The sequence below is a fragment of the uncultured Muriicola sp. genome, from assembly GCF_947258935.1.
GTDB lineage: Bacteria > Bacteroidota > Bacteroidia > Flavobacteriales > Flavobacteriaceae > Muriicola.
In genome coordinates this window covers 5,229-16,401 of sequence record NZ_CAMYKH010000018.1, presented here as the reverse complement: position 1 = coordinate 16,401, position 11,173 = coordinate 5,229, and the positions used below count along the sequence as shown (strand labels likewise).

General features: G+C 41.7%; 6 protein-coding genes and 1 pseudogene. 6 read left to right on the top strand and 1 reads right to left on the bottom strand.

Annotated features, from left to right (window positions below):
* Window positions 1-82 precede the first annotated feature (82 nt).
* The 5 genes and pseudogenes from Q0X72_RS05020 to Q0X72_RS05000 all read left to right on the top strand — a co-directional run bounded on the left by Q0X72_RS05020 (window position 83) and on the right by Q0X72_RS05000 (window position 7,840).
* On the top strand, window positions 83-1,852 hold the full coding sequence (locus Q0X72_RS05020) for a long-chain fatty acid--CoA ligase (protein WP_297762551.1): 1,770 nt from the start codon (window positions 83-85) through the stop codon (window positions 1,850-1,852).
* A 207-nt stretch (window positions 1,853-2,059) separates the two neighbouring features.
* The gene (locus Q0X72_RS05015) at window positions 2,060-2,512 is read left to right on the top strand and encodes a MarR family transcriptional regulator (protein ID WP_297762550.1); all 453 of its coding nucleotides are present in this window, start codon (window positions 2,060-2,062) and stop codon (window positions 2,510-2,512) included.
* A gap of 14 nt (window positions 2,513-2,526) precedes the next feature.
* Entirely contained in the window at window positions 2,527-4,857 is a 2,331-nt protein-coding gene (locus Q0X72_RS05010; RefSeq protein WP_297762549.1) for a 3-hydroxyacyl-CoA dehydrogenase/enoyl-CoA hydratase family protein, read from the top strand.
* Between the two features lie 4 nt (window positions 4,858-4,861).
* A pseudogene (locus tag Q0X72_RS05005) lies at window positions 4,862-6,003 on the top strand (acetyl-CoA C-acyltransferase).
* 22 nt (window positions 6,004-6,025) lie between these two features.
* Window positions 6,026-7,840, top strand: a complete 1,815-nt coding sequence (locus Q0X72_RS05000) for an acyl-CoA dehydrogenase family protein (RefSeq protein WP_297762548.1) — start codon at window positions 6,026-6,028, stop codon at window positions 7,838-7,840.
* A 70-nt stretch (window positions 7,841-7,910) separates the two neighbouring features.
* Here the strand turns inward: Q0X72_RS05000 and Q0X72_RS04995 are convergent, their stop codons facing one another.
* Window positions 7,911-9,932, bottom strand: a complete 2,022-nt coding sequence (locus Q0X72_RS04995; RefSeq protein ID WP_297762547.1) for a dihydrofolate reductase — start codon at window positions 9,930-9,932, stop codon at window positions 7,911-7,913.
* A 123-nt stretch (window positions 9,933-10,055) separates the two neighbouring features.
* On the opposite strand from Q0X72_RS04995, the gene Q0X72_RS04990 reads away from it, so the two are divergent.
* Window positions 10,056-11,173 (top strand): pyridoxal-dependent decarboxylase (locus Q0X72_RS04990; RefSeq protein WP_297762546.1); only part of this gene is annotated, 1,118 nt, incomplete at its 3' end.

Genomic DNA, 11,173 nt, shown 5'->3' with positions numbered 1-11,173 from the left:
ATAAATCACACTTAATTTTATCAATCCCATTTTAAAATCCCGCTCCCTTTTCTTACTTTGCAAGAACCATTAATACCAACATATGCAAAGTGTTACTCGTCTTTTCGACATCCCCTACTATCAACAAGAACATTTTCCTCTGGAAAAAGCGTTTGTAAGCAAATACAAAGGAGAGTGGGTGACCATTTCTACGAAGGAGTACATCAGGAAGGCCAATATGCTTAGCAGGGCGCTCCTAAAACTTAAAGTTCAGGCAAATGATAAGATCGCTGTGATCTCAATGACCAATCGCACGGAATGGAATATTTTAGACATCGCTGTCTTACAAATTGGAGCTCAAAACGTCCCAATTTATCCAACAATTTCCGAAGAAGATTACGCCTACATCCTCAATCATTCAGAAGCCCAGTACTGTTTTGTGTCCTGTGTGGAGGTTTTGGAAAAAGTTAAAAGTATTAAAGGGCAAGTACCTACTTTGAAAGATATTTATTGTTTTGATGAGATAGAAGAGTGCAAGCATTGGACAGAGCTACTTTCTTTAGGTGAGGATACTAGTTATCAGGAGGAAGTGGAAATGCGAAAAAATGCGGTTAAGCCGGAAGACCTGGCAACATTGATCTATACTTCCGGTACCACAGGCAGACCAAAAGGCGTTATGCTGTCTCATAACAACATTGTCTCTAATGTACTTGCCAGTCAGCCAAGAATACCGCTGGGGTCTGGTAGTTCCGCCCTCAGTTTCCTGCCTGTTTGCCATATTTTTGAACGAATGGTCCTGTACCTTTATCAATACTGCAGCATTAGCGTATACTTTGCGGAAGGTCTCGATAAAATAAGTGAAAACCTTAAAGAGATAAAACCTAATGTGATGACGGTGGTCCCCAGGCTTTTAGAAAAAGTATACGATAAGATCATTAACAAGGGTACAGAACTTACAGGGGTTAAAAAGGCACTATTTTTCTGGGCAGTGAAGTTAGGTTTGAAGTATGAACCTTATGGAGCCAATGGCTGGTGGTATGAATTCAAGCTGGCTATTGCCAGAAAACTCATTTTTAGTAAATGGAAAGAAGGTCTAGGAGGTAACTTAGAGACAATGACCTCGGGCAGTGCTGCTTTGCAAACAAGATTGTCGCGAATTTTTAGTGCTGCAGGCATTCCTGTGATGGAAGGTTATGGACTTACGGAAACATCTCCTGTCATTTCTGTGAATTGCAAAAAAAACCGTGGATGGAAAATAGGCTCTGTTGGGCAGATTATAGAAAAGGTGGAAGTTAAGATAGCAGCAGATGGCGAGATTCTCTGTAAAGGCCCTAATGTTATGATGGGTTATTATAAAGACGCGGAAAAAACTAAGGAAGTAATGACCAATGGATATTTCCATACGGGTGATATTGGCGAAATTGACAGTGAAGGATTTTTACGTATCACAGACCGCAAGAAAGAAATGTTCAAAACATCTGGCGGAAAATATGTGGCCCCACAACTCTTGGAGAACAGGCTCAAGCAATCTCGTTTTATAGAACAGGTAATGGTCGTAGGGGAAGGAGAAAAGATGCCGGCTGCCCTAATACAACCAAATTTTGAGTTTATTACTGAATGGGCCAAAAGACATCATAAAACCTTAGGCGGACCTTCGGATCTGGTACGGGATGAGGTTTTACTTGCGCGGATTCAGGAAGAAGTAGACCATGCAAATGAACAATTTGCAAAATGGGAAAAGGTAAAAGCCTTTAAACTTACACCAAACCTATGGACTGTAGAAGACGGACACCTCACTCCCACCATGAAATTAAAACGAAAGGTCATAAAAGAAAAATACCTCCCTCTTTACAATGAGATCTACGGGTATTAAAGCCTGATTTTTACTCCAATTTTATAAAAATACGCATTGAGGACTTGCCATGTTTTGTAACGTCTTCCAAAGTCAGGTTAAATCCTTATTCACAATAATGAGGGCTAAACAAAAGCGCCCTAATGTGAAATACAACCTATAAATTAATGTAAATTTATTATGCATGCATAATAAATTTTTATATCTTTGGAGCGCTTAAAATTCCCTATGCAAGAGTTAACCATAGATTACGCACTGCGCGCCACCTGGCAAATGGTAGCAAGAATGTACAATGAAGAAGCCAAAAAATTTGACTCTACCATGGCCGTAGGTTTTACGCTGTTAAGCATTGATCCTAAAAAGGGAACACCTTCAACATCTCTCGGCCCCAAAATGGGAATGGAAGCAACCAGTTTATCGCGAATACTCAAGAGTATGGAAGAAAAGGGCCTCATACAACGCAAACCGAATCCTGAGGACGGTAGGGGTGTACTTATTTATCTAACACCCTTTGGCCTGGAAAAACGAAAAGACTCTAAGGATGCCGTCTTGAGATTCAATGAGGTTGTGAAAGATCAATTATCCGAGACCCAATTAAAATCTTTCTTTGAAGTAATGGATACCATAAGCCAGGTAATATCAGAAAAAAAGATATACAATAGAGAATCAACAACTAATTAATACACAACTCATTAATGAACAAGCACATTAAAAAAGTAGCCGTCGTTGGATCCGGAATCATGGGTAGTGGCATTGCATGTCACTTTGCAAATATTGGCGTGGAAGTCTTGTTATTGGATATTGTTCCTCGCGAACTCAACGAAAAGGAGAAGTCCAAAGGCCTCAGTTTAAAAGATCGCAGCGTTAGGAACCGTTTGGTAAATGATTCCCTTACCGCGGCCCTAAAATCTAAACCCTCCCCCATTTATCACACCTCTTTTGCAAAAAGGATACAAACAGGAAATTTGGAAGATGATATAGCCAAAGTTGCGGAAGTAGATTGGATCATTGAAGTTGTTGTAGAACGACTCGATATTAAAAAACAAGTGTTTGAAAATCTTGAGAAACACAGAACTCCAGGTACTTTGATCACTTCTAATACCTCCGGGATCCCGATTCATTTTATGAGCGAAGGAAGAAGTGAAGATTTTCAGCAGCATTTCTGTGGCACTCACTTTTTTAATCCGGCCAGGTATCTCAAACTTTTTGAGATCATCCCCGGACCCAAAACAACGTCAGAAGTTCTTGAGTTTCTGAACGGATACGGCGAAAAATTTCTTGGCAAAACCTCAGTGATAGCCAAAGATACGCCCGCATTTATTGGAAACCGTATAGGCATCTTTAGTATTATGAGCTTGTTTCACGCCGTGAAAGAATTAGGGATCACAGTAGAAGAAGTTGATAAACTAACCGGACCGGTCATCGGAAGACCTAAGTCGGCCACCTTCCGCACCGTAGATGTGGTTGGTTTAGATACTCTGGTTCATGTAGCTAATGGTATTTATGATAACTGCCCAAAGGATGAGCGACACGAGTTGTTTAAGCTGCCGGGCTTTATCAAGACCATGTCTGATAACAAGCTGGATTTGGACACCATGGAATACCGTTCCAAAAAGAGTGCAAAATTCGCTACCCTGGAACTAACCAAGACCGTAGATAAGGTCATAGACCGTTTTAAAATATTGGTGGGCGGTAAAGACAAGGCAGGTGAATTCTACCGAAAAAGTTTTGGGGTTCTTTTTGCCTATGTTTCACACAGAATTCCTGAAATTTCTGATGAATTATACAAGATAGATGATGCCATGAAGGCCGGATTTGGCTGGGAACACGGACCCTTCCAAATTTGGGATGCCATTGGTTTGGACAAAGGCTTAGACCTTATTGCTTCCGAAAACCAAAAAGCCGCTAAATGGGTTCTCGATATGAAAGCTGCAGGGATAACCTCTTTTTATGAAGTAAAAGAAGGTGCTACCTACTTTTATGATATTAAGGAGAAAGCTATGAAAAAGGTGCCCGGTCAGGATGCCTTTATCATCCTCGACAATATTCGTAAATCGAAGGAGGTCTTTAAGAATAGTGGCGTGGTGGTTGAAGATCTGGGCGACGGTATCTTAAATGTGGAATTTCAATCTAAGATGAATACCATCGGGGCTGATGTTTTAAGTGGCCTCAACAAGGCCATCGACATGGCGGAAAAGGATTTTCAAGGTCTAGTAGTAGGCAACCAGGGAGCCAACTTCTCTGTTGGTGCCAATATTGGAATGATCTTTATGATGGCAGTGGAACAAGAGTACGATGAGCTGAACATGGCTATTAAAATGTTCCAGAACACCATGATGAGGATGCGATACTCTTCCATACCTACAGTCTCTGCCCCGCACGGCATGTGCCTGGGTGGTGGATGTGAATTATCCTTACATGCAGACAAGGTAGTTGCTGCGGCAGAAACCTATATGGGACTGGTTGAATTTGGCGTAGGGGTTATCCCCGGCGGAGGCGGATCTAAGGAAATGGCTCTAAGGGCCTCAGATATTTTCAGAAAGAATGATGTGGAACTTAATGTTCTTCAGGAATACTTCCTAACAATTGGAATGGCAAAGGTATCCACCTCGGCCTATGAGGCGTTTGATCTAGGTGTCCTTCAAAAAGGAAAAGACATTGTGGTGGTCAATAAAGATCGTCAAATTGCTACGGCAAAAGCTCACGCCAAATTAATGGCTGAGTCTGGTTATACACAACCTGCACATAGAACCGATGTAAAAGTTCTAGGAAAGCAAGCTCTGGGTATGTTCCTTGTAGGAACAGATTCTATGGAAGCCGGTCATTATATCTCCGAACACGATAAGAAAATTGCAGATAAGTTAGCGTATGTGATGGCGGGAGGCGATTTGTCTGAAGCTAGCTACGTAAGTGAGCAATATCTGCTAGATCTGGAGCGCGAAGCATTTCTTTCGCTTTGTTCCGAAAGAAAAACTCTGGAAAGGATTCAACATATGCTAAAAACTGGTAAACCCCTTAGAAATTAAGAACATGAAAACAGCTTATATCGTAAAAGCATACAGAACTGCCGTTGGAAAAGCACCCAGAGGCCTATTTCGTTTCAAGCGTCCTGATGAATTGGCGGCTGAAACTATTGAATACCTGTTGGGAATGCCATGCCGGAAGCCGAACAGGGACTTAATATGGCCCGTCTCATTTCCCTCATGGGCCTTAAGATCGATGATGTTCCGGGGGTTACCGTAAATAGGTATTGTGCCTCGGGATTAGAAACCATTGGCATCGCAACCGCAAAAATACAAGCTGGAATGGCCGATTGTATTATTGCCGGAGGGGCAGAAAGTATGAGTTACATCCCTATGGGAGGATACAAACCTACTCCAGATTATGCTGCCGCTAAGGAAGGCAATGAAGATTATTACTGGGGGATGGGCTTAACAGCCGAGGCTGTTGCCGAACAATTCAAAGTTTCCAGAGAAGATCAGGATGAATTTGCCTTCAACTCCCATATGAAAGCGCTGAAAGCACAAAAAGAAGGAAAGTTTGAGGATCAGATCGTTCCCATCAACATAGAGCACACCTTTATTAATACCAAGGGGAAAAAAGAAACTACGGAATATTCCGTTAATAAAGATGAAGGACCTAGAGCTGATACAACCAAGGAGGTGTTAGCAAAATTGCGGCCTGTATTTGCAGCTGGCGGTAGTGTCACTGCGGGAAATTCTTCACAGATGAGTGATGGGGCAGCCTTTGTGTTAGTAATGAGTGAGGAAATGGTAAAGGAATTGAAGTTAGAGCCCATTGCCAGATTGGTGAATTATGCTGCAGCAGGTGTAGAACCAAGGATCATGGGAATTGGCCCGGTAAAGGCAATTCCAAAAGCCCTTAAACAAGCAGGAATGAAACAGAATCAATTGGAACTAATAGAATTGAATGAGGCCTTTGCATCGCAATCCCTTGCGGTGATCCGCGAATTGGATCTCAATCAGGAGATCGTGAACGTAAATGGTGGGGCTATCGCCTTGGGCCACCCATTAGGATGTACAGGTACCAAATTATCGGTACAACTTTTTGACGAGATGCGTAAACGAAAGATGAATGGAAAGCACGGGTTGGTAACTATGTGTGTAGGTACCGGACAAGGTGCCGCCGGCATCTTTGAATTTTTAAACTAGAATTATACAAAATATTATATCGATGAGTACAGAAACTATTAATAAAGATATTCTACGAGGTGGCCAATTCCTTGTAAAGGAAACCAAATGTGAAGACATCTTTACACTGGAGGACCTCAATGAGGAACAAAAGATGATGCGAGACAGTACCAAGGAATTTGTTGACCGCGAACTTTGGGCTAATTGGGAGCGCTTTGAAAAGAAAGATTACGCCTTTACCAAGGAATGTATGCAAAAAGCCGGTGAGTTAGGTTTTTTAAGTATATCTGTGCCCACCGAATACGGCGGCATGGGTATGGGCTTTGTCTCAACTATGCTTGTATGCGATTATATTTCCGGTGCAACCGGATCCTTTAGCACTGCCTTTGGTGCCCATACAGGAATAGGGACACTGCCAATAACCCTCTACGGTACTGAAGCACAAAAGAAAAAATATGTGCCTAAACTTGCCACAGGTGAATGGTTTGGCGCATACTGTTTAACAGAACCTGGAGCAGGCTCCGATGCCAACTCTGGTAAAACCAAGGCCGTTCTTTCCAAGGATGGCAAACATTACAACATTACCGGACAAAAAATGTGGATCTCCAACGCCGGATTTTGTAGTCTATTCATAGTTTTTGCACGCATCGAGAACGACAAGAACATTACCGGATTTATCGTAGAAAATGATCCAAAGAATGGAATTTCCATGGGTGAGGAAGAAAAGAAATTAGGTATTCACTCCTCCTCTACCCGTCAGGTCTTCTTTAACGAAACTAAAGTGCCTGTTGAAAATATGCTCTCCGAGCGAGGCAATGGTTTTAAGATCGCTATGAATGCTTTGAATGTAGGAAGGATAAAGTTGGCATCAGCTTGTTTAGAGGCACAAAGACGCGTTTTAAATGAAGCCGTTAATTATGCCAATGAACGTATTCAGTTTAAGACAGCTATCATAAATTTTGGAGCCATCAAGTCCAAAATTGCTCAAATGGCTACCAATGCATATGCGGGTGAATCTGCTTGCTACCGTGCTGCCATGAATATTGAGGAGCGTATCGCCATCAGGGAAGCTGAGGGCAATTCACATCAAGATGCAGAATTGAAAGGGGTTGAAGAATACGCTATTGAATGTTCCATTTTAAAAGTAGCGGTTTCAGAAGATATTCAGAGCACATCAGACGAAGGAATTCAGATCCTTGGAGGCATGGGCTTTAGTGCAGATACCCCAATGGAAAAAGCCTGGAGAGACGCCAGGATCGCACGGATCTATGAAGGTACCAATGAAATTAATAGAATGCTTGCGGTGGGTATGCTTGTTAAAAAGGCAATGAAAGGTCATGTAGACCTCCTTGGCCCTGCAACCGCCGTAGGAGAAGAATTGATGGGTATCCCTTCCTTTGACACTCCGGATTTCTCTGAATTATTTGCGGAAGAAAAGGATTTGATCGCCAGACTGAAAAAGGTCTTTTTGATGATCGCTGGAAGTGCGGTTCAAAAATTTGGCCCGGATCTGGAAGCACATCAGCAAATACTGTTGGCGGCTGCAGATATTCTGATCGAGATCTATATGGCTGAATCTACCTTACTCCGTACAGAAAAAAATGCAAAACGCAGCGGGAAAGAGTCTCAGGCAATTCAGATCGCCATGACACAACTTTATTTATATGATGCCGTAGATATTGTCATCAGGAAAGGAAAAGAGGCTATTGTATCCTTCGCAGAAGGTGATGAACAAAGAATGATGCTGATGGGACTAAAGCGATTTACAAAATACACCAATCAGCCTAATGTAGTGGCTTTAAGGAATCAAATAGCAGATAAGGTAGCGGCAGATAATGCCTATACTTTTGACAGTTAAAAGATTGCTTACTCCTAATATAAAAAACCGCCCTTTGAGGGCGGTTTTTGTATTTATAAACGTCGAGATTCTATTTTAGAAACCCATAATTTTTAGAATAAGACATCATCTGTCCCGCAAAAGATTCGGGTTGTACAATCGTAACAGTTATGATCTCCCCGGCATCATTGGTTTCTGCCATTAATTCAGGATTTACGAAACCACTGTAGGGCGCCGACTTGAATACCGAATTACGTTCCAATACCTCAGCATGCAGCTTTTGGTCTACTTTTACCCCATATCCTTCTACCAGGTCTTCAGCTGCTTTAAAATCACCTTCGGATTTAATTCTCTGAGTTTCCTGAAGTAATTGGCCAAACAGTTCACGCAATTTCTTGTAATCATTAATATTGTAATACGTCTTTCCATCCCGTTCTACCTTTTCGATCACCTTTTCTGACATACCTTTCTCAAAAACCCAGGAAGACACCCATTGGCGATTCACCATATGATCCTCTTCTATATCATCACCAAGATTAATTCTGACAAGTTGTGTCACCATTCCATTCCTGATATAGCGATCATAGGCAGTCTTGCCTAATTCCTCATAATTATCTGTAAGGCCTAATTCCTGCAATTTCGGATCCATCAGAAAATATAAGCCAACAAGATCTGCCCGCCCTTCTTCCATGGTAGATGCGTAGTGTTTAAGTGTTTCTTTCGGCTGCCCAACCCCTTCATTCAACTGTCCTGAAGCATGGCCAACTACCTCGTGCAGTGCCGTGAGAAGTTTAGAGGCAGTTTTTCCATATTTTTCCTCAAATGCGATCTCTTCTTTGTCATTTGCAAATTCCTTTAAACGACCAGAACCTCCTGCATTATTGTACGAATCAATAATGTTCCCCAAAGAAACAGATTTACTACCATGATCCTGTCGAATCCAGTTGTTGTTGGGCAAATTAACCCCAATAGGAGTACTTGGGGAAGCATCTCCTGCTTCAGCCGCCACATTCACCGTTTTATAGGACACGCCTACCACATTTTTTTTCTTATGTTCCTCCATTAATGGGGACGTATCTTCAAACCATTGGGCATTTTCAGATAATACCGCCATTTGTTTGGACATCTCAAAATCCTTTATCTGGATAATACTTTCATACGATCCTTTATAACCTTTAGGATCATTGTATACTTCTATAAAACCGTTGATCCAGTCTATATCGCCTTCTTTTGAATTAACCCATGAGATAGCGTAGGCATCCCAGGTATCCAGATTACCGGTATTGTAGTATTCAATAAGCAATGCAAGGGTATTGGCTTGTTGCTCGTTCTCGGCAACGCCCTTTGCCAACTCCAGCCATTTAATGATCTCATCTATGGCACTACCGTAAAGTCCGCCCGATTTGTAAACTTCTTCTATGATCTTACCATTCTTCTTCACCAACTTGGTATTTAGGCCTGTTTCAACGGGTTTTCCCTCAGGCCCTTTATAGGCACTGGCGTAATATACCTCCACTTCCTTATCCGTAATGGAGGGGTCATAGAAGTTTATTGCCGAAGCGGCTACATTATCTACGCCTTTTTTCTTATTCACTTTTTTAGCATCTTGTTCGTTAAAGATCACATTAAATGGATCCCCACTTAGTTCTGTATTGGTCTCATTTAAGAGTTCAGTTAAATACTCGGGGGAGAATCCAGGAACCAATTTGTCATTGGAATAATGATGATGAATACCATTAGAGAACCAGACCCTTTTTAAATAAGTTTCAAACGCCTTCCAGTTATCGGACCCCTTATCCCCGGAATAATTTTCATAGACACTTTCAAGGGCTGCTCTGATCTGCAAATTATGTCGATAATTCTGATCCCACATAATATCTCTTCCCGCCAAACCGGCCTGATATAAATAGTAGACAAGTTTCTTTTGTTCAATACTTAATTCATTGAATCCAGGGATCTGATATCGCAAGATCTGTATATCGGCAAATTGTTCTACGACATAGTCAAAGGAAGTCTCATCCGTAGATATCGCTGATTTTTCCGAGGAATTCTCATTACAGGACCAAATTAATGCGCCCATTAAAAAGTATGAAAACAGTACTTTTAATTTCATGTTACATTGTTTTTACTTGTTGTTTCCCAAATGTAATTAATTATGTACGTTTCTCGCTATTTTAGCAGATGAAGATCGCCTTAAAAAGATCTGCTTATCACTATTTCCAATACCAATAACGATATGACAAATAATATCTTAAAAGAGGTCTATTCTCCAGAAAGGTTTCGACAACAAGGTCATGCCTTAATCGATGTCCTGGCCAATCACCTTGATAATAGTTTGCATCAAAAAAATGATCGTGTCATTCAATGGAATCTACCAGAGGATGAGAAGATATTTTGGTTGCACTTCCTTGAGAAAGGTGAGATAGCCGATTTCTTCCCGGAAGTCCTGAAACACACAACACATGTTCATCATCCTAAATATATGGGTCATCAGGTATGTGCACCTGCCCCGCAGGCTGCCTTGGCCGGACTGGTTAGTTCCTTTCTCAACAATGGTATGGCCGTATATGAAATGGGGATGGCTCCTACGGCCATGGAACGGATAGTAACAGATCTTCTGGCAAAAAAATTGGGATTTAAGGAAGAGGCGCGAGGTTTTCTTACTTCAGGTGGAACTCTTGCCAATCTAACGGCCTTACTCTCCGCAAGGAAGGCTAAGGTAGCTCATGATGTGTGGAATGCCGGGACTTCTGAAAAATTAGGTCTCATGGTATCTGCAGAAGCACACTACTGTGTAGACAGAGCTGCCAGGATCATGGGATTAGGAACTAACGGGATCATTAAAGTGCCTGTAAAAGAAGATTTTTCAATAGACACCGCACTGCTGGAAAAGTATTATTTAGATGCAAAAAATCAGGGAATAGAGGTCTTTGCTCTGGTAGGTAGTGCCCCTTCTACTGCAACGGGCATCTATGATGATCTAACGACCTTGGGTAAGTTTTGTTCAGCTAAAGGAATATGGTTTCATGTGGATGGAGCTCACGGGGGAGCTGCCATCTTTTCAGAAAAATACAAGCATACCGTTCGGGGCATCGATAAGGCAGATTCTGTGGTAATTGATGGACATAAGATGATGCTGATGTCTACTATTACCACAGCACTTATTTTTCGAGACGGAAATAACTCCCATACTACCTTCAGTCAACATGCAGACTATCTGCTGCAGCAGTCAGATGATGAAGATTGGTATAATCTGGCAAAACAAACTTTTGAATGCACTAAGACAATGATGAGTCTGCAGTGGTTTCTTCTAATTAAATCTTATGGAGAAGCCGTTTTTGATCAGAATGTGAC

Coding starts and splice junctions, on each gene's coding strand:
- Q0X72_RS05000 (WP_297762548.1), top strand. CDS start 6,026: ATGAGTACAGAAACTATTAATAAAGATATTCTACGAGGTGGCCAATTC.
- Q0X72_RS05010 (WP_297762549.1), top strand. CDS start 2,527: ATGAACAAGCACATTAAAAAAGTAGCCGTCGTTGGATCCGGAATCATG.
- Q0X72_RS05020 (WP_297762551.1), top strand. CDS start 83: ATGCAAAGTGTTACTCGTCTTTTCGACATCCCCTACTATCAACAAGAA.
- Q0X72_RS05015 (WP_297762550.1), top strand. CDS start 2,060: ATGCAAGAGTTAACCATAGATTACGCACTGCGCGCCACCTGGCAAATG.
- Q0X72_RS04995 (WP_297762547.1), bottom strand. CDS start 9,932: ATGAAATTAAAAGTACTGTTTTCATACTTTTTAATGGGCGCATTAATT.